Genomic DNA, 23,378 nt, shown 5'->3' on the forward strand with positions numbered 1-23,378 from the left:
TCCCTCCCAGGAGGCGGGGCGTTTTGCTGCGCGGGTCTCACCAGGGCGCGAACGTCCTGTGAACGATCTAGGTCAGAGGGTCACATTCGGGAGCGTCCGACGGAGGATTGGTCTTGACCAAGGGGGTGGCTCGCCTTATCGTCGCAGAGTTAGTGCAGGAACCTTTAATAAACAAGGGCGCGGAAAAACCGCCGCGGGACACGGCGAATTGCGGAGGATCAGGGTGGGGACCACGCAGCTGGCATCGGTACCGGAGCCGAAGTACCAGCACCTCAAGACAGTGATCGGCGAAGCGCTCGACACGGACTTCGCCGTCGGGGAGATCCTTCCCAACGAGCGCGAGCTCGCGGCACGCTTCGGCGTCGCCCGTGCCACACTCCGCCAGGCCCTGGAGCAGCTGGAGCTGGAAGGGCGCCTGCAGCGCCGCCGCGGCGTCGGCACCACCGTCGCCCCGCCGCGTGTCGGCGTCGACGTCTCCACCAGCCAGCAGGCCTGGCCGGGTGTCGGGGACGACGCCTGGCAGCCCCAGGACTCCACGGCCGGCGTGGCCCCGGCCGCCGTCGCCCGCGTCCTGGAGACCGGCACCGACGAGCAGGTGCACATCGTCCGCCGTCTGCGGATCAGCCAGGGCCAGCCGGTCGCGGCCGAGCTGCTCTACGTGCCGGCCGCTTCCGTCCCGGACCTCACGGCCATCGACGCGCCCGCCGGCCCCGCCCGCGCCCGCGCCGTACTCCGGGAGCTCCAGCACCTCGCCCTCGACGGCCAGGACCGCGCCGTGGAACTCGGCTCCGCCCGCGCCGACGACGCCAAGGAGCTCGACCGGCTGCCGGGCGCGCCGGTCCTCGTCGTGACGACCCGTTACCTCTCCGGCGGTCGTACCGCCGCCGTCTCCGTGGCCACCTACCGCGCCGACACCTGCCGCCTCACCTTCGGCGACTCGGTCGACCTGGTCATGGCCTCGTAGAGCCCCGTACCCCGCACAGCAGGAGGCGGCCCGTCGCGACTCCTAGCGGCGGGCCGTGACCGTGGCCTCGACGGCGAAGAGCTGTTCCTCGACGTGGTCCAGGGCGAGCCGCAGGGCGCCCGTGCCCACCGCGGCCTCGCCGAGCAGGGACAGCACCACCCGGGGCGGGCGCAGGCAGAACCGCGCCAGTTCCTCGCGGAGCGGCTGGAGCACCCCGTCGAGTCCGGCCGCCCAGCCGCCGACGACCACCAGCTCGGGATCGATGGCGAGGACCAGGGCCGCCACGTCGTGCACGAGCCGCTGGATGAAGCGCTCCACCGCCGCCTGCGCGCCTGCCTCGCCCTTGCGGGCCAGCGCGAAGACCTCGGCGACCGCCTGCTCGTCCAGCGGGTGCAGCGGCTCGTCCGTGGTCGACAGGAGATGTTCGGGCGTGACGCCCCGCCCGAGCAGGTGCAGGGCGCCGATCTCCCCGGCCGCCCCGCCGAAGCCGCGGTGGAGCCGGCCGCCGATCAGCGAACCGGCGCCGGGGCTCAGACCGGCGAGGACGAAGACGATGTCGTCGGAATCGGTCGCGGCGCCCTTCCAGTGCTCGGCGACGGCCGCCGCGTTGGCGTCGTTCTCCACGATCACCGGGCAGCGGAAGGAGCGGCGCAGCCGCTCGCCGAGCGCGAGGCCCGTCCAGCCGGGCAGCGCCGTGCCCAGGCGCACGGTGCCGTCGGCCTCCACGATGCCGGGCGTGCCGACGCCGACGGCCCGCAGATTCGACCGGGCCACCCCGGCCCTGCGCAGCACGTCGGCCACGACCGTACGCACCCGGTCCAGGCGCTCGTCCTCGGGCGCCGTCTCCGACACCTCGCGGGACCCGGCGCCGATGATCCGCCCGTCCAGACCGGAGAGCAGGGCGGCCACGCGGTGCGGGCCGATCTCGATGCCGAGCAGATGACCGGCCTCCGCGCGGAAGCGGAACCTCCGTGCCGGACGTCCCTGCCGCCGTGCCTCGCCCTCCTCGGGCGCCGCCTCGACGACGAGACCGGCCTCCATGAGGCCCTCGACGACCCCCTCGACCGTGGGCCGTGACAGGCCCGTGATCCGGGTCAGATCCGTGAGCGTGGGCGCGTCGGCGCCCCGCAGCGCATGGAGTACCACCGCGGAGTTGATCCGCCGCAGCAGAGACGGATCCCCGCCGGTCAGCCGCCCCACAGTGTGTCCTCCCCGCTCGTGCACCTCTCCGGCGGATGGTACTCAATGGGTCCGGCCGCGGCGAGCGCCGCCCCCACGCGGACCTGGGCCGATCGCTCCCGGCCGCCTGACGGAACGCCAACTGTCGGTGCCGGCCGCTTTACTGGTCCCATGACCACGGCACGGCACCTGGCGACCATCGACTTACTCCGCACCCGGGCCTTCCCGGCGCGACCGGAGCGGACCGGACCCGTCGACAGCGGTCCGGGCTTCCATGTCGGGGAGCTCGCGACGAGCGAGGACTTCTGGGAGGACGACGGCAGCCGCGCCCCGCTCGTCGAGGAGCAGTACGAGGCGGAGCGCGACGGGCTCGCCGCCCTGCTCACCACCCGCTGGGGCCCGCCCGAGGAGGTGAGCCTCTGGTCCCTCCTGGAGCGGAGCATGGACGGCGAGGAGATACCCGAGCCGTGGTCCACCCTCAGCTGTCACACCACGGACCTGAGACTGTGGCGGGCCGACGGCCGCTGGGTGGGCCTCGGTGTCTCCCAGTGGGACAAGGAGCTGCCGTACCAGCTCCTCGCCGTGATCACCGAGGTCGACCCGCCGGACACGCCCTAAGCGTGCTGGGCGGCTTCCCGCAGCCGGGCGAACTCCTCGGCCATCGTCGCCGCCGTCCAGTGGGCGTTGAGACCGCTCGGGTTGGGCAGCGCCCAGATCCGGGTGGATCCGATCGTGCGGTCCTGCGGCCCGATCACGGCCTTCGGCTCCCCGAAGGCCGTGCGGTACGCCGTGACGCCGACGACCGCGAGCCAGCGCGGTGCGAGCCGCTCCACCTTCGCCGCGAGGAGCCGCCCGCCCTCGCGGTACTCCTCGCGGCTCAGCTCATCGGCCCGCGCGGTCGCCCGCGCCACCACGTTCGTGATCCCGAGCCCGTACGCCAGGAGCTCCTCCTGCTCGTCCGGCCGCAGCCGCCTCGGGGTGAAGCCGGACAGGTGCAGCACCGGCCAGAAGCGGTTGCCGGGGCGGGCGAAGTGGTGACCCGTCGCCGCCGACATCAGACCCGGATTGATCCCGCAGAAGAGGACGGAAAGGCCGCCCGCCACCACGTCGGGAACGACGCGGTCGCGAGCGGCCTCCAGCTCCCGCTGGGTGAACCGGGGAGTCCGGGTCAGAGGATCGCCCCGGGGGTGTAGGCGGCGGCCTCCGGGTGCTGCTTGAGGATCTCCTCGATGCGGGAGACCACCGACGCGACCTGGTCGGCGGCGGCGCCCGTGAAGGACAGCTTGTCCGCCATCAGCTCGTCGAGCTGCGCCCGGTCCAGCGGGATCCGCTCGTCGGCGGCCAGCTTGTCGAGGAGCTCGTTGCGCTCGGCGCCCTGCTCGCGCATGGCGAGGGCGGAGGCGACGGCGTTCTCCTTGATGGCCTCGTGGGCGACCTCGCGGCCCACCCCGGCGCGCACGGCCCCCATGAGGACCTTCGTGGTCGCGAGGAAGGGCAGGTAGCGGTCGAGCTCGCGGGCGACGACGGCCGGGAAGGCGCCGAACTCGTCGAGCACGGTGAGGAAGGTCTCCAGGAGGCCGTCCAGGGCGAAGAAGGCGTCGGGCAGTGCGACCCGGCGGACCACGGAGCAGGACACGTCGCCCTCGTTCCACTGGTCGCCCGCCAGCTCGCCGGTCATCGAGGCGTAGCCGCGCAGGATGACCATGAGGCCGTTGACGCGCTCGCAGGAGCGGGTGTTCATCTTGTGCGGCATCGCCGAGGAGCCGACCTGGCCGGGCTTGAAGCCCTCGGTGACCAGCTCGTGGCCGGCCATCAGGCGGATCGTCTTGGCGATCGACGACGGCGCAGCGGCCAGCTGCACGAGGGAGGTGACCACGTCGTAGTCGAGCGAGCGCGGGTAGACCTGGCCGACCGAGGTGAAGGCGTGCGCGAAGCCGAGGTGGCCGGCGATCCGGCGCTCCAGGTCCGCCAGCTTGCCGGCGTCGCCGCCGAGCAGGTCCAGCATGTCCTGCGCGGTGCCCACCGGGCCCTTGATGCCGCGCAGCGGGTAACGGCCGAGCAGCTCCTCCAGGCGGCCGTAGGCCACGAGCAGCTCGTCCGCCGCCGTCGCGAAACGCTTGCCGAGGGTGGTCGCCTGGGCGGCGACGTTGTGCGAGCGGCCGGCCATGACCAGCTCCGCGTACTCGGCGGAGAGCTTGCCGAGACGGGCGAGGACGGCGACCGTGCGGTCCCGCATCAGCTCCAGGGAGAGCCGGATCTGCAGCTGCTCGACGTTCTCGGTGAGATCGCGCGAGGTCATGCCCTTGTGGACGTGCTCGTGGCCGGCGAGGGCGTTGAACTCCTCGATGCGGGCCTTCACGTCGTGCCGGGTGACCTTCTCGCGCTCGGCGATGGAGCCGAGGTCGACCTGGTCGAGAACGCGCTCGTAGTCGGCGAGGGCGGCCTCCGGAACCTCGATCCCGAGGTCCTTCTGCGCACGCAGCACGGCGAGCCACAGCTGACGCTCCAGCTTCACCTTCTGCTCGGGGGACCAGAGGACGGCGAGCTCCGCGGAGGCGTAGCGGCCGGCCAGAACGTTGGGGATGCGGGGCTTCGCAGTCACAGCAGTCACGTGGACAGAGTTTACTGGTGGTTTCTGCAGGCCAGCGCCACGGTCCGGTGTGGAGCTTGCTACGAGACGCAGCTCACGCGCGCGCGGGGGGTGCCGGCGCTACGGGCCGGCCGGGGGCTCGTACGGCAACAGCTCGGGGCGCTTGGGCGCGCGGCCGTCCCCCGAGGAACGGCCGGTCAGACGCCGTCCGATCCAGGGGCCCAGGTGCTCCCTGGCGAAGCGCGCGTCCGCGACCCGGCGGCTCGCCCAGCCGGGCGGTGCGGTCGGCGGCAGCGGCGTGCGCCAGTCCTCCTCGGGCGCCAGGCCGAGCGCCTGCCACACGGCCTCGGCGACCCGCCGGTGCCCGTCGGCGGTCAGATGGAGCCGGTCCACGTCCCAGAGCCGGGGGTCGCCGAGCGACGGCGCCCCGTACAGGTCGACGACCAGGGCGCCGTGGGTGGCGGCGAGGGTGTCGATGTGGGCGAAGAGCTCCTCCATGCGGGGACGGAAGCGCTCCATGACCGGGCCGTTGCGGCCGGGGCTGCGCATGAGGACGAGCTGCCCGCAGGAGGGTGTGAGGCGTTCCACTGCCTCGGTGAGCAGGTCCCGCACCCGCACCATGTCGACCTTGGGGCGCAGGGTGTCGTTGAGCCCGCCGACCAGGGTCACCACATCGGCCTTCATGCCTGCGGCCAGGTCGACTTGCTCGTCGACGATCTGGCGGATGAGCTTGCCGCGCACCGCGAGGTTGGCGTAGCGGAAGCCGGGGGAGCGGGCGGCGAGACGGCCCGCGAGGACGTCGGCCCAGCCCCGGTAGGAGCCGTCGGGCTTCAGGTCCGACATACCCTCGGTGAAGCTGTCCCCGACGGCGACGAGACTGTTGTACGTGGCATTGATCTCCATGGCGGAGCGATCATACCGTGCGGTATGCGCGGGGTGCCGTGGAGAACCCGGGAGGGGAAACCCGATGAGCGACGCGCTCCTGAGCACGCTGGCCGAAGCCCTGGCCGAGCTGGTGACGGCCGTCGAGACCTCCGACGACGAGGCTCTCGATCCGGACACGGCCGTGAAGTGGCTGGAGAACACCGGGCACACCCTGGGCGGACTCGGCGCCGCCGACCGTCGCGCCCTCGACCGGCTGTTCCGCGAGGCCGCGCTGCGGCAGCCGGCTGGCCCGTGGCGCGAGGAGCTCCTCAAGGTCTCCGAGGGCTTCGGCCTCGGCGAGGACACCCACGCCGCGGCGTGCGACGCGGCCCTGGAGGCCGCCCTGCGCTTCGCCGCGACCGTCCGCGACGCCGACCCCACGACCTCCGTCCCCACCTGCCCCGGCTGGACCCTCGCGGACCTCACCCGGCACCTCGGCACGATGCACCGCTGGGCCGAACACCTCGTACGGACCCGGGCCACCGCCCGGGTGCTCGCCCGCGACGTCCCCCTCGACCCGCCGGCCGACCCCGCCGCGTACCCCGACTGGCTCGCCGCGGGCGCCGAGCGGTTCGCCGCGACCGCGCGCGACACCGACCCGGACGCCCCGGTCTGGTCGCCCGGCGCCGACCCGCACGTCCGCCACTACCCGCGCCATGTGCTCGTCGAGACCGTGGTCCACCTCGCCGACGCCGAACTCGCCGTCGCCGGGACGGCGGGGCCCGTCGACCCCGGCACGGCGGCGGACGCCGTCGACCACTTCCTCGGGAACGCCCCGTACATCCCCTGGATCGCCGAACCGCTCGCCCACCTCGGCCGCGACGGCGCCGTCCTCCGCCTCACCGCCCGCGACACCGGCGCCGTCTGGAGCCTCACCCTCGGCGGGGGCGGTTTCACCTGGAGCCGCGCGAGCGACGCGAGCCGGGCGAGCGCGCCGACCGCCGGCGTCGTCGCCGACGCCGGGGAGCTGCTGCTCCTGCTGCACCGCCGGTACGGGGCCGACGACCCGCGCTTCACCGTCACCGGCGACCGGGACCTGCTCGACGACTGGCTCGCCGCCACCGCGCTCTGACGCGCCGAGGGCCCCCGGGATCGCTCCCGGGGGCCCTCGGTTCACGCGGTGGTCACGGCGCCGCGGGGCGTCCGACCAGCTCGCGCAGTACGTCCTCCATCGTGACGAGGCCGGCCGGCTTGCCGTCCTCGTCGAGTACGGCCGCCAGGTGCGTACGGCTGCGGCGCATCGCCGTGAGGACGTCGTCCAGCGGCGTCGCCGCCCGGACCCGGGCGATCGGCCGCACCGCCGTCACCGGGAAGGGCAGATCGCGCGGGGCGGCGTCCAGGGCGTCCTTGACGTGCAGATAGCCCAGGATGCGGCGCTCGGAGTCGACCACCGGGAAGCGGGAGAACCCGGTCCGCGCCGCCAGCGCCTCCAGCTCCTCAGGAGTGGTGCCGACCTGTGCGTACACCACCTTCTCCGCCGGCATCACGACGTCCCGCACGGGGCGCCGGCCCAGCTCCAGGGCGTCGTGCAGCCGCTCGGCGGCCCGGTCGTCCAGGAGCCCCGCGTCGCCCGCGTCGGTGACCATCCGGGCCAGCTCGTCGTCCGAGAACGTCGCCGACACCTCGTCCTTGGCGTCCACGCGCAACAGCTTGAGCAGGACGTTCGCGAAGGCGTTGATCGCGAAGATCACCGGCCGCAGCGCCCGCGCGAGCGTCACCAGGGGCGGCCCGAGGAGCAGCGCGGTGCGCGTCGGCTCGGCGAGCGCGATGTTCTTCGGGACCATCTCGCCGAGCAGCATGTGCAGGTACGTCGCGACCGACAGCGCGATCACGAACGAGATCGGGTGCACGAGGCCGTGCGGGACACCGACCGCGTCGAAGACCGGTTCGAGCAGGTGCGCGATGGCCGGCTCGGCGACGATGCCGAGGACCAGGGTGCAGAGCGTGATGCCGAGCTGCGCCGCCGCGAGCATCGCGGAGACGTGCTCCAGGCCCCAGATGACGCTGCGCGCCCGCCGGTCCCCGGAGTCGGCCAGGGGTTCGATCTGACTGCGGCGGACCGAGATCAGGGCGAACTCGGCGCCGACGAAGAAGGCGTTGACGACCAGGGTCAGCAGGCCGACCAGCAACTGGATCGCGGTCATCGGCCGGCCTCCCCGGACTCGTGGGTGTCGTGCGAGGCGGCGTCCGCGGGGGCGTGCAGCAGCACGCGCGCGGCGCGCCGGCCCGCCGCGTCGACGACGTCGAGCCGCCAGCCGGCCAGCTCCACGGTGTCGCCGGCGGCGGGGATGCGTCCGAGTTCCGTCGCGAGGACGCCCGCGAGCGTCTCGTACGGGCCGTCCGGCACCCGCAGGCCGATCGTGGCCAGCTGGTCCGTGCGGGCGGCGCCGTCGGCGGACCACAGCTCCCGGCCGTCCGCGTCCTCGCCCGCCCGTACCAGGTCCGGCGTCTCGTGCGGGTCGTGCTCGTCCCGTACCTCGCCGACGACCTCCTCGACGATGTCCTCCAGGGTGACGACCCCGGCCGTGCCGCCGTACTCGTCGATGACGACCGCCATCGTCTGCCTGCCCGACAGGCGGTCGAGCAGGCGGTCCACGGTGAGCGTCTCGGGGACGAGCAGCGGCTCGCGCAGCATCTCGCCGATGCGGCGGCGGGGCCGCTCCTCGGCCGGTATGGCGAGCACGTCCTTGATGTGGGCGATGCCGACGACGGCGTCGAGGCTGCCCCGGTAGACGGGGAAGCGGGACAGGCCGGTCGCGCGCGTGGCGTTGGCGACGTCCTCGGCGGTGGCCTGCACCTCCAGGGCGGTGACCTGGACGCGGGGCGTCATCACGTTCTCCGCGGTCAGCTCGGCCAGGTTGAGGGTACGGACGAACAGCTCGGCCGTGTCCGCCTCGAGCGCGCCCTCCTTCGCGGAGTGCCGGGCGAGCGCCACCAGCTCCTGCGGGGAGCGCGCGGAGGCCAGCTCCTCGGTCGGCTCCATGCCGAGGCGGCGCAGGATCCGGTTGGCCGTGTTGTTGAGATGGCTGATCAGCGGCTTGAAGGCGGCCGTGAACACGCGCTGCGGGGTGGCCACCACCTTCGCGACGGCGAGCGGCGAGGAGATCGCCCAGTTCTTGGGGACCAGCTCGCCGACGACCATCAGGACGACGGTCGACAGGGCGGTGCCGATGACGAGGGCGACCGAGGAGGCCACCGACGGGGAGAGCCCGAGGGCCTCGACGGGGCCGCGGATCAGCGCGGCGATGGAGGGCTCGGAGAGCATGCCCACGACCAGGTTGGTCACGGTGATGCCGAGCTGGGCGCCGGAGAGCTGGAAGGTGAGCGAGCGGACGGCCTTGAGCGCGCCCGCCGCCCCCCGCTCGCCGCGCTTGACGGCGGCTTCGAGCTCGCCGCGCTCGACGGTGGTCAGCGAGAACTCGGCCGCGACGAACGCGCCGCACGCGAGCGCGAGCAGGAGCGCCACCACGAGCAGAAGCACTTCGGTCATCGGTTCACCTCCGTCCCATGATCAGCCGGTGGAAGAGGGATCGCTCGATGTCGAGGGTCGGAACCAGTGCTACTGGGGGGCTCGCCCATGGGCGGACGCTCACACCTTTCGGTCGTCGGGAGGAGACACCATGGTAAAGGATCGGCAAAGCGGAGTGATGGTGTTCTCGGGTGCCGCATGCCCTGGTCACGCCGGGCTCACACGGTGAAGGGCTTCACCCAGCGGCGCCACTGCTCCTGCCGCTCGTACCCCGCGGCCCCCCACGCGGCGTGTGCCGTCTCGTTCTCCACCAGGACCATCGCGTCCGCACGGCGTCCGCCGAGCGCGGCGAAACGGTCCTCCGCGGCGCGCAGGAGCGCGGTCGAGATGCCCTGCCTGCGGTGCGAGGGCAGCACCGCGAGCCGGTAGAGCGAGGCCCGCCAGCCGTCCCAGCCGGCGATCACGGACCCCACGATCCTGCCGTCGGGCAGCGTGGCCAGGATCAGCGCCTCGGGGTCGCGCTCCAGAAGCCGGGTCACCCCGCGCACGTCGTCCGAGATGGACGTGCCCTCGGCGGACTCCCGCCAGAAGGCCAGGACCGCTTCCGCCTCGTCGGTCGCGGCGGCACGAATCTTCACATCGATCATGACCCGATCCCATCACGCGGCGCGGCCGCACTGCCAGGGTTCACCGCCGGGCCGTGCCCAGGACGCAGGGTGAGGAGGGCAGTCGGGGGCCCTGCTCCGGGACGTCGAAGGAGCGGTACGCGACGAGGCCGAAGCCCGCCGCCTCGATGGCCGCCAGCGGGGTGCGGGACGTGTGGCAGCCGCCGAAGAGCAGGGGCCAGACCGTGCGGTCGAGGCCCCGCTGCACCCGCGCGAGCCCCGGCGTGTCCGCCGCCCCGTGCTCGAAGAACCGCAGCTCCCCGCCCGGACGCAGGACCCGGCGCACCTCGGCGAGGGCCGCCGGCACGTCCCGTACGGTGCACAGCACCAGCGAGGCCACCGCCGCGTCGAAGGCGCCGTCCGGCCCCGGCAGCGCCTCGGCCGTGCCGGACAGCACGGTCACCGGGACGGCGGCCCGGCGCGCGGCGTCCTCGGCGAGCCGGCGCAGATGGAGCTCGGGTTCGACGGCGACGACCTCGGTGACCCCGGCGGGGTAGTGCGCGAAGTTCAGGCCGTTCCCCGCCCCGATCTCGACGACCCGGCCCGAGAGCCCGGCGAGCAGCTCCGTCCGCAGGGCGCCGAGCCCGCCGCGCGTGTCGGCCGACACGCTGAGCCGGGCGTAGAAACGGGCGAACAGCGGATGGTGGACGCGAGGAGCACGGGGGTCGGGGAGCGCCATGGGAGCCGCCTCAGCCCGTCACGAAGCAGAACTCGTTGCCCTCCGGGTCCCGCATGACCTGGAAGGATCCCTGCTCGTCGGTGACGAGCCCGCCGACCGTGACCGCCCCCAGCGGCAGCGCCTCCTCGGCCGCCCGCGCCGGATCCGGCACCTCCAGGTCGAGATGGACCCGGTTCTTCGCGCCCTTGCCCTCCGGCACCCGCTGGAAGGCGATCCGTACGAACTCCGGCGGGTCCACGTACGACCAGTCGGCGCTCCGGTCGACGGGTTCACCGCCGAGGAGCCCGGCCCAGAAGCGGACGAGGGCCGCCGGAGCGGCGCAGTCGAAGACGATCTCCTGAACGTGTGCGCGCATACCGTCAGCGTACGGAGACCGGCGCCGCCTGCGCCTCCGCGAACGCCTTCGCGTCCCACGTGCCGCCGAGCTCCGGCCCCAGCCAGCCGCCCGCCGCCGCCCTGAACTCCGCCGGGTCGAGCGCCCCCGAGCCCTCCGGTACGGCTCCGAGCAGCGGAGCACCCGTCGACTCCGGCAGGTCCGCGAGGTTGCAGCGCGCCGCGAGGTCAGGCGTGGCCGGCCAGCTGCCGACGACCACGCCGAGCTGCTCGATCCCGCGCGCCCGCAGCGCCTCGGCCGTCAGGGTCGCCGAGTTGAGCGTCCCCAGACCGGCCGGGGCCACCACCAGGACCGGCGCGCCGAGCAGCGCGGCGGCGTCGGCGAGCGTGCCGCCCTCCTCGTCGAAGCGGACGAGGAGCCCGCCCGCCCCCTCCACGAGCACCAGGTCGTGGTCGGCGGCCAGTTTCCGGGCGGCCTCGGCGACCTCCCGGGGGCCGACGGGGGCGAGTCCTGCCCGGCGGGCGGCCGTCCCGGGGGCCAGCGGTTCGGGGAAGCGGCCGAGTTCGGCGGAGGCGGCGGCGCCGGAGAGGCGTACGACCTCGTCGGCGTCGCCCCGCTCGTCGGGCCCGACGCCCGTCTGAGCGGGCTTCAGGACGGCGACGGAGCGGCCGGCGGCCGTGGCGACGGCGGCGACGGCGGCCGTGACGATCGTCTTGCCGATCTCGGTGCCGGTGCCGCTGATGACGATGACGCTCATGAAGATGTCCTCTCTAGCTTCTGGGGGAGGGGCCGGTCGGCGGGGGACGGCTCCCACAGGGCGCCGTCCCCCGGCTCAGCCCGCCGCCGCTGCCGCGCGCACCGCCGCGCAGACGCGGGCCACGTCCTCGTCGCCGGTCACGTACGGCGGCATCGTGTAGATCAGGTCGCGGAACGGGCGCAGCCACACGCCCTCCCGGACCGCCGCGCGCGTGGCGGCCGCCACGTCGACCTCGTGGTCGAGCTGGACGACGCCGATCGCGCCGAGCACCCGCACCTCGCGGACGCCCGGCAGTCCGGCCGCCGGGGCGAGCCCGTCCCGCAGGCCCGCTTCGATCCGCTTGACCTCGACCTGCCAGTCCTGCGAGAGCAGCAGGTCGATGGAGGCGAGGGCGACCGCAGAGGCGAGGGGGTTCCCCATGAACGTCGGTCCGTGCGCCAGGACCGGGACCTCACCGCGCGAGATCCCGTCGGCGACACGGCTCGTGCAGAGCGTCGCCGCCATCGACAGATACCCGCCGGTCAGCGCCTTGCCCACGCACATCACATCGGGGGAGACCCCGGCCTGGTCGGCGGCGAAGAGCGTGCCCGTCCGCCCGAACCCGGTCGCGATCTCGTCGAACACGAGCAGCACGTCGTGCGCGTCGCAGGCCTCGCGCAGCACCCGCAGATACGCCGGGTCGTGGAAGCGCATGCCCCCCGCACCCTGCACGACCGGTTCCACGACCACCGCGGCCAGCTCGTGCGCGTGCTCGGCGATCCGGGCCCGCAGCCGCTCCGCGTACGACTCCTCGTACGAGGCCGGCGGCGCGTCCGCGAACACCTGCCGCTGGAGCACCCCCGTCCACAGCTCGTGCATCCCGCCCTGCGGGTCGCAGACGGACATCGGCTGCCAGGTGTCGCCGTGGTAGCCGCCGCGCCAGGTGAAGAGCCGCTGCTTCTCGGGCCGGCCGAGGGAGCGCCAGTACTGCAGGCACATCTTGGCCGCCACCTCGACGGAGACGGAGCCCGAGTCGCTGAGGAAGACGTGCCGCAGCGGCTCCGGGGTGATCTCCACGAGCCGGGCGGCGAGCCGGACGGCCGGCTCATGGGTGAGCCCGCCGAACATGACGTGGCTCATCTTCTCCAGCTGGCCGCGCACCGCCTCGTTGAGCACGGGGTGGTTGTAGCCGTGGACGGCCGACCACCACGAGGACATCCCGTCGACCAACTCCGCCTGGCCCTCGACGGGTTCGGCGAGCCGCAGCCGCACGCCGGACGCGGACGCGACGACCAGCGGCTCCGCGCGGCCCGGCATGGGGCCGTACGGATGCCAGACGTGCGCCCGGTCCAGGGCGAGGAGTTCGTCGTTACGCATTCGGCGCCAGGTCCGTGCCGGCGCCCCGGCGGCGGACGGCCACCAGGTCGGTGCGGGCTTCGTCGGCGGTGCGCACGGGAGCCGCGGAGGGCGCCGCGTGACCGCCGCACGGACCGCAGCCGCCGGCCTCCTCCCCGTGCGAGCCACAGCCTGCCGAGGCCTCCGCGCCACAGCCCGCCGAGGCCTCCGCGCCACAGCCGCCCGCCGCACCGGCCGCCGCGAGGGCGTCCGCGCGGTGCTTCGGGAGCGTGGTCGTGCCCGCGCCCTCCACCTCGAAGCCCGCGTCCGCGATCATGTCCAGGTCGGCCTGGCCGGCCTGGCCCTCGCTGGTCAGGTAGTCGCCGAGGAAGATCGAGTTCGCGATGTTCAGCGCCAGCGGCTGCATCGACCGCAGGTGGACCTCACGCCCGCCGGCGATCCGCACCTCGACGTCGGGGCAGACGAACCGGACCATCGCGAGGATCCGCAGGCAGCGCTGCGGCGTGAGGTTCCACTCCTTGGCGAGCGGGGTGCCCTCGAAGGGGATGAGGAAGTTGACCGGCACCGAGTCGGAGTCGAGCTCCCGCAGCGCGTAGACGACGTCGACCAGGTCCTCGTCGCTCTCGCCCATGCCCGCGATCAGACCCGAGCAGGCCGACAGACCGGCCGCGTGCGCCTTCTGCACGGTGTCCACGCGGTCCGCGTAGGTGTGGGTCTTGGTGATCTCCCCGTACGTCGCCTCGGACGTGTTGAGGTTGTGGTTGTACGCGTCGGCGCCGGCCTCCCGCAGCCGCTCCGCCTGGCCGTCCGAGAGCAGACCGAGGCAGGCGCACACCTCGACGCCCTCGTTCTGCTCCTTGATCGCCTCGATCGTCTTCCCGACGCGCTCCACGTCCCGGTCCGTCGGGCCGCGGCCGCTGGCCACCAGACAGACCCGCTTGGCGCCGCCCGCGACACCGGCCGCCGCGGCCTGCGAGGCCTCGTCCGGCTTCAGCCACGTGTACTTGAGGATCTCGGCCTTGGAGCCGAGCCGCTGCGAGCAGTAGGAGCAGTCCTCGGGACAGAGACCGGACTTCAGGTTGACCAGGTAGTTGAGCTTCACCCGGCGCCCGAACCACTGACGGCGCACCTTGCCGGCCGCCGCCACCACGTCGAGCAGTTCGTCGTCGGTCGTCGCCAGGACGGCGAGCGCTTCTTCACGGGTCGGCAGCTCGCGCCGCAGCCCCTTCTCCACCAGCGTGTTCAGGAGGTCCATAACCGCAGATCCTTGCCTACCGCCCACCTCCGGGCCAAGGAGGATCCGAACAAACGCCGCCGATCGAGGTGTGTGGATGACCACATCCCGACCTCGGCATCCTCCGGTTAGGGTCTGTGCGCTGCCTACAAAAGGATCGCCGCATGCCACGGGACGAGGACGCACGCGCCGCGGGCGCCGACGACGCACGGCCCGGGGGCCCGCGCCGCACCGCCTTCGACTGGACCGACGCCGAGGCGCGCCGCCGGGCCGAGGCCGGTCTCGTCCGTACGCTGCGGCCCCGGGCGGCCGAGTCGGACCTCCTCGACCTGGCGGGCAACGACTATCTCGGCCTCACCCGCCGGCCCGAGGTCACCGAGGCGGCGGCCGAGGCGGCCAGGCGCTGGGGCGCCGGCTCCACCGGCTCGCGGCTCGTCACCGGGACCACCCGGCTGCACACCCGCCTGGAGCGCGAACTCGCCGGGTTCTGCGGTTTCGAGGCGGCCCTCGTCTTCTCCTCCGGCTACACCGCCAACCTCGCCGCGCTCACCGCGCTCGGCGGCCGGGACTCCCTGATCGTCTCCGACGCCTCCAACCACGCCTCCATCGTGGACGGCTGCCGCCTCGCCCGCGCCGAGGCCGCCGTCGTCCCGCACACCGACCCCGAGGCCGTCGCCAAGACTCTGGACGCGCACCCGGGGCGCCGGGCCCTGGTGGTGAGCGACTCCGTCTTCTCCGTCGACGGCGACAAGGCCCCGCTCCCCGCGCTCGCCGGGGCCTGCCGCGCGCACGGCGCCGGTCTCGTCGTCGACGACGCCCACGGCTTCGGCGTCCTCGGCGACGGCGGCCGGGGCGCCGTGCACGAGGCCGGGCTCGCGGGCGACGAGGACGTCGTCGCCACCCTGACCCTCTCCAAGTCCCTCGGCAGCCAGGGCGGCGCCGTCCTCGGACCGGCCCGGGTCATCGAACACCTGGTGAACGCGGCCCGCACCTTCATCTTCGACACCGGGCTCGCCCCGGCCGCCGCGGGCGGTGCGCTCGCGAGCCTGCGTCTGATCGCGGCCGAACCGGGCCTCGCGGAGCGGGCCCGTACCGTCGCCACCACCCTGCACCGGCTGCTCACGGAGGCCGGGCTCACCTCGGCCCGGCCCGACGCTGCCGTCGTCTCGGTCCACGCGCCCTCCCCGGAGGCGGCGCTGCGCTGGGCGGCGGACTGCCGCGAACAGGGCCTGGCGGTGGGCTGCTTCCGGCCGCCGTCCGTCCCCGACGGCATCTCGCGGCTGCGCCTCACGGCCCGGGCCGATCTGACGGACGCGGAGATCGGGCGTGCGGTGGAGACGATCCTGCGGACCGCACCGCCGGCCTGACGAACCCGTCGGGAGGTCCAAGGGCGTTCTACGGCAGCAGAGTTCACCGCTTCGGGCGACAGATGGGGACATATCTTGGTGGAACGCCTGCCGGGGCGGCACGATCGGTGGGACTCTGACGCGTAGCGCGATCCGGGGCCCGGGCCCCGGCGGGAAAGGGACAGCGTCGCCATGGCAGACCACCAGGAAGCATCCGTCACGCTGCCGAGCGATCCCGCGTCGGTCCCGACGGCCCGGCGGTACGTCGCGGAGGTCCTCGACGGGTGGGGACTCGACGGAGCCGACGACCTGGCGGACGCGGTCCGCCTGATGGTCTCGGAGCTGGCCACCAACGCCGTGCTGCACACCTTCGGCCAGTCGCCCACCTTCACGGTCGACGTCCGGCTGGAGCGCGAGGAGCGTCTCCACATCGGCGTCACCGACAGCCACCCGCGCTGGCCCCGCCGTCTCCCGGCGGCGGTCCAGCAGGACAACGGGCGGGGGATGGTCATCATCCGCTCGCTGGCGGCGGAGGCGGGCGGCCGCCTCTCGGTCACTCCGACCGAGGAGGGCGGCAAGACGGTCTGGATCACCCTGCCGTGGACCCCGGCGGCCGCCTCGTACGCGTAGGGGCCCGTCGGCCGTCTCGTACGTCCAGGAGCCCGGCGCAGGGGTGTGGCGGCGCCACCGCACCCCTGCGCCCCGGCTGCCCGGTCGTCAGCGGACGCGGCCGTAGTAGACCTTCGACGTCCAGATCCTGTCGAGCTTCACCCAGGAGCCCGTCTTGGGCGAGTGCCAGATCTTGCCGCTGCCGGCGTAGATGCCCACGTGGTAGACGCTTCCGCCGGAGTGGAAGAAGACCAGGTCCCCCTTCTGCCTTCCGGCCGCCGAGATGTGCCGGGTCTTGTTGTACTGCTGCTGCGCGGTGCGGGGCAGCGACTTGCCCGCCTTCTTGTACGCGTAGAGCGTCAGACCGGAGCAGTCGAACCGGGAGGGTCCCGCGCTCCCGTGCCGGTACGGGGCTCCCTTCTTGGACGCGGCGACGCTCAGTGCCTTGTTCGCGTAGGTGGTCGCTGCCTGGGCCTCGGGTGCCGCACCCGGTGCGAGCATCGTGCCGCCGACGGCGGCGAGGGTGAGAGCCGAGACGGCTCCGGCCCGGGACAGCAGGGACGGGACGTGCATCTGCGCAGTCATGCGCAACCCTTCGTCAGCCGCCTGAGAAGGATGACCTGTCGGGTTCGGGCAGGCGAAGATGCCCGGCCGCGGCTGCGGCTTCACCCCAAGGGACGGCCCCGCTGCGAGAAACAGCGCGTACGTCCCGTACTGCTCGGGTCCTCCACTCCTGCCGATCCACTCCTGTCGACCAGACATCCGGGACAGCGGCAGGACTCGGCGTCCGCCCGGACCGCCCCGCCTCGGATGGCGGGGGCTTGTCGTCGACAGGGATCTTGACCCACGCCGGGGGCGAAATCCGAGTGGAAACGGCTATATGTGAGGCTCCTCACGACTGATCCGTTCGGGTGGACAAGCCGCTTACGCGATCTTCGGAGGTTTGTCTCACGAGCCCCACACCAGGGGTGGAACACCCCATTCCGCCAGATGTGTACACCTGTTGCGCAACTCGCCCCGCACATAAGTCGACTCGTCGACTACGCCGAACGGGGGAGCGATTCTGCGTTCGATGTCGGCCGTACGGACCTCGACACGACACGACGGAATGTCAACTCTCCGGTGTTCGAGGGAGAGTGACGCGGCCGGTGCGGCGCTCGCCGTCCAACACCCGTAGGGCGCGCGCCAGAGTCTCCGCGTGCACCTCGCTCTCGCCCCGTACATGCATGAGCGTCAGAGCCTCGCGCAGTGCCTTCGCGCGTCCCACCAGCGCCTGTGCGGCGCGCAGTGCTCCATACGTATGCGAGCCCCTGGATGGATTGATCCTCCCTACGAGATCGACGACTTCGAGGTAGGCGTCGACCAACTCGCTCTCGGCGCGCGTCAGTGCGGGCAGCGGCGGCAGTTCGGGCACCACGGCCGGCTCACCGCGCCGCGCCGGTGTCGCGCCGGCTCGAGATCACGTGGTCGACCAGGCCGTACGCGACGGCCGCCGGGGCGTCAAGGACGGTGAGGCGGTCGAGGTCGGCGTCGATCCGCTCTGGACTCCGCCCGGTGTACTCGGTGAGCATCCGGGCCACCAGGGCGCGCTGACGGAGCAGCTCGCGCGCGTGGATGTCGAGGTCGCTCGGCTGTCCCTGCAGGGGCTCGTCCATGGCCGGCTGCCGGAGGGTGATCCGGGCGCCGGGGAGGACATGCCGCTTGCCGGGGGTGCCTGCGGCGAGGAGGACGGCGGCGCTGGACGCGGCCTGGCCGAGGCAGGTGGTCTCCACGTCGCAGGAGAGCGTCCGCATCGTGTCGTGGATCGCGGTCATGGCGCTGATCGAGCCGCCGGGGGAGTTGATGTAGAGCGCGATGTCCTGGCCGGGGGCGGCGTAGTCGAGGTGCAGGAACTGGGCGATGACGTCGTTCGCCGAGGTCTCGTCGAGGGGTGTGCCGAGGAAGACGATGCGGGCTTCGAGGAGCTTCGAGTACGGGTCGAGGGTTCGGGTTCCGAAGCTGGTCCGCTCCGTGAACTCGGGCAGGACATGGCGGGCGTCCATGGCTGAGCACCTCCAGCTGTCTGTAAAAAATGTACAGGACGTACAGGCCGTAAGATGGGGAGCATGACCTACGAGATCCCGGTGACGCAAGCGCGGGCTGAGCTCGCCGACCTCATCAACCGCGTCGTGTACGGCGGCGAGCGCGTCGTCGTCACCCGCCACGGGAAGCCCCTGGTCGCCCTGGTCTCCGCGGCTGACCTGGAAGAACTCGAGGCCGCCGAGAAGCCCGCCGACGAGCAGGTGGTCAGCTCGCTCTCCGGCCTCCACCCGGTCGACTCAGCTCCCGGCGAACAGCGCCGCTTCGGCATCGCCGCCCACCACCGCGAGCCCGGCGCCTCCTGACGGCCGCCCGCGCCGCACCCACGGAAGGGGCATGCGTGGCCGGATGCAGACGCCCGGGCCCCGGGGGGCGCCCGGCCGGGTCGATGATCATGAGAACGCAAAGCCGGAGTTAACGAGCCGGAAAAACTTCCGCCCTAACGTGCAATGTCTTGCCGCGCACCGCGTCTCCGCAGTTCAACAGTGTGTTGACGGTCGGTAGGGTCCGCAGCTGTCCGGGTCCCGTCCCGGTCGACGACTGTGAGGTGGAAGAGTGCAGCTCAGCCCGCACGAGCAGGAACGCCTGCTCATCCATGTGGCGGCCGACGTGGCCGAGAAGCGCCGGGCCCGCGGCGTGCGGCTCAACCACCCCGAGGCCGTCGCGCTCATCACGTCCCACATCCTGGAAGGCGCCCGGGACGGCCGGACGGTCGCCGAGCTGATGGCCTCCGGACGCAAGGTGCTCACCCGTGACGAGGTCATGGAGGGCATCCCGGAGATGATCCACGACGTGCAGGTCGAGGCCACCTTCCCGGACGGCACCAAGCTCGTCACCGTCCACGACCCCATCGTCTAGCGGGCGGCCGCGATGATCCCCGGAGAGATCCTGTACGCGGACGAGCCCGTCGTCCTCAACGAGGGGCGCCCCGTCACCCGCCTCACCGTGCTCAACGCCGCCGACCGGCCCGTCCAGGTCGGCTCCCACTACCACTTCGCCGAGGTCAACCCCGGCCTGGACTTCGACCGCGCCGCCGCGCGCGGCCGGCGGCTCCACATCGCCGCCGGGACCGCCGTCCGCTTCGAGCCCGGCATCCCCGTCGAGGTCGAACTGGTCCCGATCGCCGGCCGCCGCATCGTGCCCGGCCTTCGTGGCGAGACCGCCGGGCCCCTCGACACCGACGCGACCGCGGGCCCTCTCGACATCACCGAAGCCGCCGGCCCTCTCGACGCCACGGGGACCGCCGGCCCTCTCGACGCCACCGACCATGACAAGGACGGCGACCGTGCCTGACCTCCACCGCGCCGTCTATGCCGACCTGTTCGGCCCCACCACCGGCGACCGCGTCCGCCTCGCCGACACCGACCTCCTCGTCGAGATCGAGGAAGACCGCTGCGGCGGCCCCGGCCGGGCCGGCGAGGAAGCCGTCTTCGGCGGCGGCAAGGTCGTCCGGGAGTCCATGGGGCAGGCCCGCACCACCCGCGCCGAGGGCGCGCCCGACACCGTCATCACCGGCGCCGTGGTCATCGACCACTGGGGCGTCGTCAAGGCGGACATCGGCATCCGGGACGGCCGGATCACCGCCCTCGGCAAGGCCGGCAACCCCGACACCATGGACGGCGTCCACCCCGACCTCGTCATCGGCCCCGAGACCGAGATCATCGTCGGCAACGGCCGGATCGTCACGGCCGGCGCCGTCGACACCCACGTCCACTTCATCTCGCCGACCGTCGTCGAGCAGGCCCTCGCCACCGGCGTCACGACCCTCGTCGGTGGCGGCACCGGACCGGCCGAGGGCACCAAGGCGACCACGATCACACCGGGCCCCTGGCACATGGCCCGGATGTTCGAGGCCCTGGACACCTTCCCCGTCAACATCGGTCTGCTCGGCAAGGGCAACACGATGTCCCGCGAGGCGATGCACTCCCAGCTGCGCGGCGGCGCCCTCGGCTTCAAGATCCACGAGGACTGGGGCGCCACCCCCGCCGTCATCGACGCCTGTCTGAGCGTCTGCGAGGAGACCGGCGCCCAGCTCGCCATCCACACCGACACCCTGAACGAGGCGGGCTTCGTCGGCGACACCCTCGCCGCCATCGCCGGACGCACGATCCACGCGTACCACACCGAGGGAGCCGGCGGCGGGCACGCCCCCGACATCATCACGGTCGTCTCCGAGCCGCACGTCCTGCCCAGCTCGACCAACCCGACCCGGCCGCACACCGTCAACACCATCGAGGAACACCTCGACATGCTGATGGTCTGCCACCACCTCAACCCGGCCGTCCCCGAGGACCTCGCCTTCGCCGAGTCCCGCATCCGGCCCTCCACCATCGCCGCCGAGGACGTCCTGCACGACCTGGGCGCCATCTCGATCATCTCCTCCGACTCCCAGGCCATGGGCCGGATCGGCGAGGTGATCATGCGGACCTGGCAGACCGCCCACGTCATGAAGAAGCGCCGCGGCGCCCTGCCCGGGGACGGGCGCGCCGACAACCACCGGGCCCGCCGCTACGTCGCCAAGTACACGATCAACCCGGCCGTCGCCCAGGGCATGGACCACCTCATCGGCTCGGTCGAACCCGGGAAGCTCGCCGACCTGGTCCTCTGGGAGCCCGCCTTCTTCGGCGTGAAGCCGCTCGTCGTCGTCAAGGGCGGCCAGATCGCCTACGCGCAGATGGGCGACGCCAACGCCTCCATCCCCACCCCCCAACCGGTCCTGCCCCGCCCGATGTTCGGCGCGCTCGGCCGGGCCGCCGCGGCCGGTTCGGTCAACTTCGTCGCACAGGCGGCGATCGAGGACGACCTGCCCCGGAGGCTCGCCCTGCACAAGGAGTTCACCGCCATCGGCTCCACCCGGCGGGTGACCAAGGCCGACATGCGCGAGAACGACGCCCTGCCCCGGGTCGAGGTCGACGCCGACACGTTCTCCGTGACCATCGACGGCGAGGCGGTCGAACCGGCGCCCGCCGCCGAACTGCCCATGGCCCAGCGTTACTTCCTCTTCTGATGTCGCGCTCCGCTCTGCTCGTCCTCGCCGACGGGCGCTTCCCCGCCGGCGGGCACGCCCACTCCGGCGGCGCCGAAGCCGCCGTCAAGGCCGGCCGCATCACGGACGCCGCCGACCTGGAGTCCTTCTGCCGCGGCCGCCTGCACACGACCGGCCTCACCTCGGCGGCGCTCGCCGCCGCGGCCGCGCACGGGCTCGACCCGCACGAGCTCGACGCCGCGGCCGACGCCCGCACGCCCTCGGCGGCCCTGCGCGCCGCCGCCCGCCGACTCGGCCGCCAGCTGATGCGGGCCGCCCGCGCCACCTGGCCGAGCGCCGAACTCGACGCGCTGGCCGCCGCATTCCCGCGCGGCGCCCACCAGCCCGTCGTCCTCGGCACCGCCGCGCGGGCCGCCGGACTCGGCCCCGAGGACGCGGCGCACTGCGTCGCGTACGAGACGGTCGGCGGCCCGGCGACCGCGGCCGTCCGCCTCCTCAGCCTCGACCCCTACCAGGCCACCGCCGTCCTGGCCCGTCTCGCACCCGAGATGGACCAGGTCGCCGCCCGCGCCACCGCGGCCGCCCGGCAGGGCGTCGACGCCCTGCCCGCCGCCTCCGCGCCGCTGCTCGACCTCACCGCCGAACAGCACGCGGCCTGGCCCGTCCGCCTCTTCGCCTCCTGAGCACCCTGGAGTCCACCCATGCACCTCGGCCACGACCACACCCACCACGGCGCCGTCTCCGCCGACGCCCACCGCCCCGACGGCACCCGTCGCGCCCTGCGCATCGGACTCGGCGGACCGGTCGGCTCCGGAAAGACCGCCACCGTCGCCGCCCTCTGCCGGGAGCTGCGCGACACCCTCTCCCTCGCCGTCGTCACCAACGACATCTACACCCGCGAGGACGCCGAGTTCCTGCTCCGCAACGCCGTCCTGCCGCCCGAGCGCATCCAGGCCGTGGAGACCGGCGCCTGCCCGCACACCGCCATCCGCGACGACATCTCCGCCAACCTCGAGGCCGTCGAGGACCTGGAGGACACGGCGGGACCGCTCGACCTCATCCTCGTCGAGTCCGGCGGCGACAACCTCACCGCCACCTTCTCCAAGGGGCTCGTCGACGCCCAGATCTTCGTCATCGACGTGGCCGGCGGCGACGACATCCCCCGCAAGGGCGGTCCCGGCGTCACCACCGCCGACCTCCTCGTCATCAACAAGACCGACCTCGCCCCCCACGTCGGCTCCGACCTGGAGCGGATGGCCCGCGACGCGAAGGAGCAGCGCGGCGAACTGCCCGTCGCCCTCACCTCGCTGCGCGGCGAGAACGGCGTCGCGCCCGTCGCCGACTGGGTCCGGGCACAGCTCGCGGCGTGGACCGCGTGAGCCTGCGCGCCACCGCCCGGATCACCGCGGACGCCGACGGCGGACTGCCGCTCCTGGTGAGCGACGGCCCGCTCGCCCTGCGCCGCACCCGGGCCGCCGGACCGTACAGCAGGGTCACCGTCGTCGGGGCGATGAGCGCCCCGCTCGGCGGCGACCGGCTCGCGATCGAGACCGAGGTACGGGACGGGGCCCGGCTGCTTGTCGACTCGGCCGCCGCCACCCTGGCGCTGCCCGGCCGGAGCGCCGATCCCGCCACGTACGACGTCCGGATCGCCGTCGGCGACGAGGGGACGCTCCGCTGGCTGCCCGAGCAGCTCGTCTCGGTCGGGGGCTCGCGGCTGCGGATGCGCACCACCGTCGACCTCGCGCCCACGGCCCGGCTCGTCCTCCGCGAGGAACAGGTCCTCGGCCGGCACGGCGAACCGCCCGGCACCCTCACCACCCGCCTGACGGTCCGCCACGCCGGCCGACCCCTGTTCGACCAGGAGCTGGCCTTCGGCCCCGGCGCGCCCGGCGGCTGGGACGGCGGCGCGGTCCTCGGCGGGCACCGGGCCATCGGCCAACTCCTCGTCGTCGACCCGGCATACGCGGACAAACCGGTGGAAGCGCGGCTTTACGGGGAGAACGTGGCGATCAGTCCGCTCGCCGGCCCCGCCGCCCTCGCCACCGCGGTCGCCCCGGACGCCCTGGCACTGCGCCGGTTCCTGGACGCGGCCCTCGCCGAACTCGCCCCGTTCTGAACGGCTCCAGGGGTTCACCGCTCAGCGGTACACCAGTCACCGGTTATTGGTTCGGCAAAGAAACACCTGTACGCCCTTACATCGTGAGCCCCAGGGACGAAAGGATCCC

Annotated in this window: 26 protein-coding genes and 1 pseudogene; 12 read left to right on the forward strand and 15 right to left on the reverse strand. The window is 73.3% G+C overall.

What is annotated here, in order from left to right:
• Positions 1–223: 223 nt before the first annotated feature.
• The gene (locus ACZ51I_RS11465) at positions 224–964 is read left to right on the forward strand and encodes a GntR family transcriptional regulator (protein WP_468874074.1); all 741 of its coding nucleotides are present in this window, start codon (positions 224–226) and stop codon (positions 962–964) included.
• A 42-nt stretch (positions 965–1,006) separates the two neighbouring features.
• On the opposite strand, the gene ACZ51I_RS11470 is transcribed toward ACZ51I_RS11465, so the two are convergent.
• Positions 1,007–2,164 carry an ROK family transcriptional regulator gene (locus ACZ51I_RS11470; protein WP_468874076.1) on the reverse strand — a complete coding sequence of 386 codons (1,158 nt, stop codon included), beginning with the start codon at positions 2,162–2,164 and terminating at the stop codon, positions 1,007–1,009.
• Positions 2,165–2,314: 150 nt separating this feature from the next.
• Between ACZ51I_RS11470 and ACZ51I_RS11475 the strand changes: the two genes are divergently transcribed.
• Positions 2,315–2,761, forward strand: coding sequence for a hypothetical protein (locus tag ACZ51I_RS11475; protein WP_468874079.1), 447 nt, complete (start codon positions 2,315–2,317; stop codon positions 2,759–2,761).
• Here ACZ51I_RS11475 and mug read toward each other — a convergent pair.
• From mug to ACZ51I_RS11490, 3 genes are all read right to left on the reverse strand, one after another.
• Entirely contained in the window at positions 2,758–3,249 is a 492-nt protein-coding gene (mug, locus tag ACZ51I_RS11480; RefSeq protein ID WP_468874081.1) for a G/U mismatch-specific DNA glycosylase, read from the reverse strand. The genes ACZ51I_RS11475 and mug overlap by 4 nt on opposite strands.
• Positions 3,250–3,311: 62 nt before the next feature.
• Positions 3,312–4,754, reverse strand: a complete 1,443-nt coding sequence (gene purB / locus ACZ51I_RS11485; RefSeq protein WP_468874083.1) for an adenylosuccinate lyase — start codon at positions 4,752–4,754, stop codon at positions 3,312–3,314.
• 99 nt (positions 4,755–4,853) lie between these two features.
• The gene (locus ACZ51I_RS11490; protein ID WP_468874086.1) at positions 4,854–5,636 is read right to left on the reverse strand and encodes an SGNH/GDSL hydrolase family protein; all 783 of its coding nucleotides are present in this window, start codon (positions 5,634–5,636) and stop codon (positions 4,854–4,856) included.
• Between the two features lie 64 nt (positions 5,637–5,700).
• Here ACZ51I_RS11490 and ACZ51I_RS11495 point away from each other — a divergent pair, with 64 nt between their 5' ends.
• Positions 5,701–6,729: a maleylpyruvate isomerase N-terminal domain-containing protein gene (locus ACZ51I_RS11495; RefSeq protein ID WP_468874088.1), complete on the forward strand. Its 1,029-nt coding sequence runs from the start codon at positions 5,701–5,703 to the stop codon at positions 6,727–6,729.
• A 52-nt stretch (positions 6,730–6,781) separates the two neighbouring features.
• On the opposite strand, the gene ACZ51I_RS11500 is transcribed toward ACZ51I_RS11495, so the two are convergent.
• The 8 genes from ACZ51I_RS11500 to bioB all read right to left on the reverse strand — a co-directional run bounded on the left by ACZ51I_RS11500 (position 6,782) and on the right by bioB (position 14,151).
• Entirely contained in the window at positions 6,782–7,801 is a 1,020-nt protein-coding gene (locus ACZ51I_RS11500; RefSeq protein WP_468874091.1) for a hemolysin family protein, read from the reverse strand.
• Positions 7,798–9,147 (reverse strand): hemolysin family protein, encoded by a 1,350-nt coding sequence (locus ACZ51I_RS11505; RefSeq protein WP_468874093.1) that lies wholly within the window; start codon positions 9,145–9,147, stop codon positions 7,798–7,800. Before ACZ51I_RS11505 ends, ACZ51I_RS11500 begins: the two co-directional genes overlap by 4 nt.
• 197 nt (positions 9,148–9,344) lie before the next feature.
• Positions 9,345–9,773 carry a GNAT family N-acetyltransferase gene (locus ACZ51I_RS11510; RefSeq protein ID WP_468874095.1) on the reverse strand — a complete coding sequence of 143 codons (429 nt, stop codon included), beginning with the start codon at positions 9,771–9,773 and terminating at the stop codon, positions 9,345–9,347.
• Between the two features lie 40 nt (positions 9,774–9,813).
• On the reverse strand, positions 9,814–10,470 hold the full coding sequence (locus tag ACZ51I_RS11515) for a class I SAM-dependent methyltransferase (RefSeq protein WP_468874097.1): 657 nt from the start codon (positions 10,468–10,470) through the stop codon (positions 9,814–9,816).
• A 10-nt stretch (positions 10,471–10,480) separates the two neighbouring features.
• The gene (locus ACZ51I_RS11520; protein WP_468874100.1) at positions 10,481–10,825 is read right to left on the reverse strand and encodes a VOC family protein; all 345 of its coding nucleotides are present in this window, start codon (positions 10,823–10,825) and stop codon (positions 10,481–10,483) included.
• 4 nt (positions 10,826–10,829) lie between these two features.
• Positions 10,830–11,561 (reverse strand): dethiobiotin synthase, encoded by a 732-nt coding sequence (gene bioD / locus ACZ51I_RS11525; RefSeq protein WP_468874102.1) that lies wholly within the window; start codon positions 11,559–11,561, stop codon positions 10,830–10,832.
• A gap of 75 nt (positions 11,562–11,636) precedes the next feature.
• On the reverse strand, positions 11,637–12,917 hold the full coding sequence (locus ACZ51I_RS11530) for an adenosylmethionine--8-amino-7-oxononanoate transaminase (protein WP_468874105.1): 1,281 nt from the start codon (positions 12,915–12,917) through the stop codon (positions 11,637–11,639).
• The gene (bioB, locus tag ACZ51I_RS11535; RefSeq protein WP_468874107.1) at positions 12,910–14,151 is read right to left on the reverse strand and encodes a biotin synthase BioB; all 1,242 of its coding nucleotides are present in this window, start codon (positions 14,149–14,151) and stop codon (positions 12,910–12,912) included. Before bioB ends, ACZ51I_RS11530 begins: the two co-directional genes overlap by 8 nt.
• A gap of 143 nt (positions 14,152–14,294) precedes the next feature.
• On the opposite strand from bioB, the gene ACZ51I_RS11540 reads away from it, so the two are divergent.
• Together ACZ51I_RS11540 and ACZ51I_RS11545 are read left to right on the forward strand one after the other, a co-directional pair.
• Positions 14,295–15,497, forward strand: a complete 1,203-nt coding sequence (locus ACZ51I_RS11540) for an 8-amino-7-oxononanoate synthase (RefSeq protein ID WP_468874109.1) — start codon at positions 14,295–14,297, stop codon at positions 15,495–15,497.
• Positions 15,498–15,668: 171 nt separating this feature from the next.
• Positions 15,669–16,106, forward strand: a complete 438-nt coding sequence (locus ACZ51I_RS11545) for an ATP-binding protein (protein WP_468874112.1) — start codon at positions 15,669–15,671, stop codon at positions 16,104–16,106.
• Positions 16,107–16,193: 87 nt separating this feature from the next.
• On the opposite strand, the gene ACZ51I_RS11550 is transcribed toward ACZ51I_RS11545, so the two are convergent.
• The 3 genes from ACZ51I_RS11550 to ACZ51I_RS11560 all read right to left on the reverse strand — a co-directional run bounded on the left by ACZ51I_RS11550 (position 16,194) and on the right by ACZ51I_RS11560 (position 18,127).
• Positions 16,194–16,670: a C40 family peptidase gene (locus tag ACZ51I_RS11550; protein ID WP_468874115.1), complete on the reverse strand. Its 477-nt coding sequence runs from the start codon at positions 16,668–16,670 to the stop codon at positions 16,194–16,196.
• Between the two features lie 526 nt (positions 16,671–17,196).
• A complete protein-coding gene (locus ACZ51I_RS11555; RefSeq protein WP_468874117.1) occupies positions 17,197–17,502 on the reverse strand; it encodes a hypothetical protein in 306 nt (101 codons plus the stop codon).
• 7 nt (positions 17,503–17,509) lie between these two features.
• Complete coding sequence (locus ACZ51I_RS11560; RefSeq protein WP_468874119.1) at positions 17,510–18,127, reverse strand: ATP-dependent Clp protease proteolytic subunit; 618 nt, start codon at positions 18,125–18,127, stop codon at positions 17,510–17,512.
• Between the two features lie 63 nt (positions 18,128–18,190).
• On the opposite strand from ACZ51I_RS11560, the gene ACZ51I_RS11565 reads away from it, so the two are divergent.
• The 7 genes and pseudogenes from ACZ51I_RS11565 to ACZ51I_RS11595 all read left to right on the forward strand — a co-directional run bounded on the left by ACZ51I_RS11565 (position 18,191) and on the right by ACZ51I_RS11595 (position 23,269).
• Complete coding sequence (locus tag ACZ51I_RS11565) at positions 18,191–18,469, forward strand: type II toxin-antitoxin system Phd/YefM family antitoxin (RefSeq protein ID WP_225800649.1); 279 nt, start codon at positions 18,191–18,193, stop codon at positions 18,467–18,469.
• A 250-nt stretch (positions 18,470–18,719) separates the two neighbouring features.
• Positions 18,720–19,022 (forward strand): urease subunit gamma, encoded by a 303-nt coding sequence (locus ACZ51I_RS11570; protein WP_468874121.1) that lies wholly within the window; start codon positions 18,720–18,722, stop codon positions 19,020–19,022.
• 12 nt (positions 19,023–19,034) lie between these two features.
• A pseudogene (locus ACZ51I_RS11575) lies at positions 19,035–19,340 on the forward strand (urease subunit beta); the annotation flags it as partial.
• 109 nt (positions 19,341–19,449) lie between these two features.
• Positions 19,450–21,171, forward strand: coding sequence for an urease subunit alpha (locus tag ACZ51I_RS11580; protein WP_468874124.1), 1,722 nt, complete (start codon positions 19,450–19,452; stop codon positions 21,169–21,171).
• Positions 21,171–21,833, forward strand: coding sequence for an urease accessory protein UreF (locus ACZ51I_RS11585; RefSeq protein ID WP_468874126.1), 663 nt, complete (start codon positions 21,171–21,173; stop codon positions 21,831–21,833). Before ACZ51I_RS11580 ends, ACZ51I_RS11585 begins: the two co-directional genes overlap by 1 nt.
• Before the next feature lie 18 nt (positions 21,834–21,851).
• The gene (gene ureG, locus ACZ51I_RS11590; RefSeq protein WP_468874128.1) at positions 21,852–22,529 is read left to right on the forward strand and encodes an urease accessory protein UreG; all 678 of its coding nucleotides are present in this window, start codon (positions 21,852–21,854) and stop codon (positions 22,527–22,529) included.
• The gene (locus ACZ51I_RS11595; RefSeq protein WP_468875602.1) at positions 22,526–23,269 is read left to right on the forward strand and encodes an urease accessory protein UreD; all 744 of its coding nucleotides are present in this window, start codon (positions 22,526–22,528) and stop codon (positions 23,267–23,269) included. The genes ureG and ACZ51I_RS11595 overlap by 4 nt, the downstream gene beginning before the upstream one ends.
• The last annotated feature ends 109 nt before the right edge of the window (positions 23,270–23,378 follow it).

It is taken from the genome of Streptomyces sp. NPDC034084 (genome assembly GCF_055575535.1).

What these genes read in the sequence shown, in the direction of transcription:
- ACZ51I_RS11560 (WP_468874119.1), bottom strand. Translation starts at nt 18,127, where the DNA reads ATGGACGCCCGCCATGTCCTGCCCGAGTTCACGGAGCGGACCAGCTTC.
- ACZ51I_RS11505 (WP_468874093.1), bottom strand. Translation starts at nt 9,147, where the DNA reads ATGACCGAAGTGCTTCTGCTCGTGGTGGCGCTCCTGCTCGCGCTCGCG.
- ACZ51I_RS11540 (WP_468874109.1), top strand. Translation starts at nt 14,295, where the DNA reads ATGCCACGGGACGAGGACGCACGCGCCGCGGGCGCCGACGACGCACGG.
- bioD (WP_468874102.1), bottom strand. Translation starts at nt 11,561, where the DNA reads ATGAGCGTCATCGTCATCAGCGGCACCGGCACCGAGATCGGCAAGACG.
- ACZ51I_RS11565 (WP_225800649.1), top strand. Translation starts at nt 18,191, where the DNA reads ATGACCTACGAGATCCCGGTGACGCAAGCGCGGGCTGAGCTCGCCGAC.
- ACZ51I_RS11510 (WP_468874095.1), bottom strand. Translation starts at nt 9,773, where the DNA reads ATGATCGATGTGAAGATTCGTGCCGCCGCGACCGACGAGGCGGAAGCG.
- ACZ51I_RS11520 (WP_468874100.1), bottom strand. Translation starts at nt 10,825, where the DNA reads ATGCGCGCACACGTTCAGGAGATCGTCTTCGACTGCGCCGCTCCGGCG.
- ureG (WP_468874128.1), top strand. Translation starts at nt 21,852, where the DNA reads ATGCACCTCGGCCACGACCACACCCACCACGGCGCCGTCTCCGCCGAC.
- ACZ51I_RS11545 (WP_468874112.1), top strand. Translation starts at nt 15,669, where the DNA reads ATGGCAGACCACCAGGAAGCATCCGTCACGCTGCCGAGCGATCCCGCG.
- ACZ51I_RS11490 (WP_468874086.1), bottom strand. Translation starts at nt 5,636, where the DNA reads ATGGAGATCAATGCCACGTACAACAGTCTCGTCGCCGTCGGGGACAGC.
- ACZ51I_RS11550 (WP_468874115.1), bottom strand. Translation starts at nt 16,670, where the DNA reads ATGACTGCGCAGATGCACGTCCCGTCCCTGCTGTCCCGGGCCGGAGCC.
- ACZ51I_RS11495 (WP_468874088.1), top strand. Translation starts at nt 5,701, where the DNA reads ATGAGCGACGCGCTCCTGAGCACGCTGGCCGAAGCCCTGGCCGAGCTG.
- bioB (WP_468874107.1), bottom strand. Translation starts at nt 14,151, where the DNA reads ATGGACCTCCTGAACACGCTGGTGGAGAAGGGGCTGCGGCGCGAGCTG.
- ACZ51I_RS11500 (WP_468874091.1), bottom strand. Translation starts at nt 7,801, where the DNA reads ATGACCGCGATCCAGTTGCTGGTCGGCCTGCTGACCCTGGTCGTCAAC.
- ACZ51I_RS11585 (WP_468874126.1), top strand. Translation starts at nt 21,171, where the DNA reads ATGTCGCGCTCCGCTCTGCTCGTCCTCGCCGACGGGCGCTTCCCCGCC.
- ACZ51I_RS11530 (WP_468874105.1), bottom strand. Translation starts at nt 12,917, where the DNA reads ATGCGTAACGACGAACTCCTCGCCCTGGACCGGGCGCACGTCTGGCAT.
- ACZ51I_RS11475 (WP_468874079.1), top strand. Translation starts at nt 2,315, where the DNA reads ATGACCACGGCACGGCACCTGGCGACCATCGACTTACTCCGCACCCGG.
- ACZ51I_RS11515 (WP_468874097.1), bottom strand. Translation starts at nt 10,470, where the DNA reads ATGGCGCTCCCCGACCCCCGTGCTCCTCGCGTCCACCATCCGCTGTTC.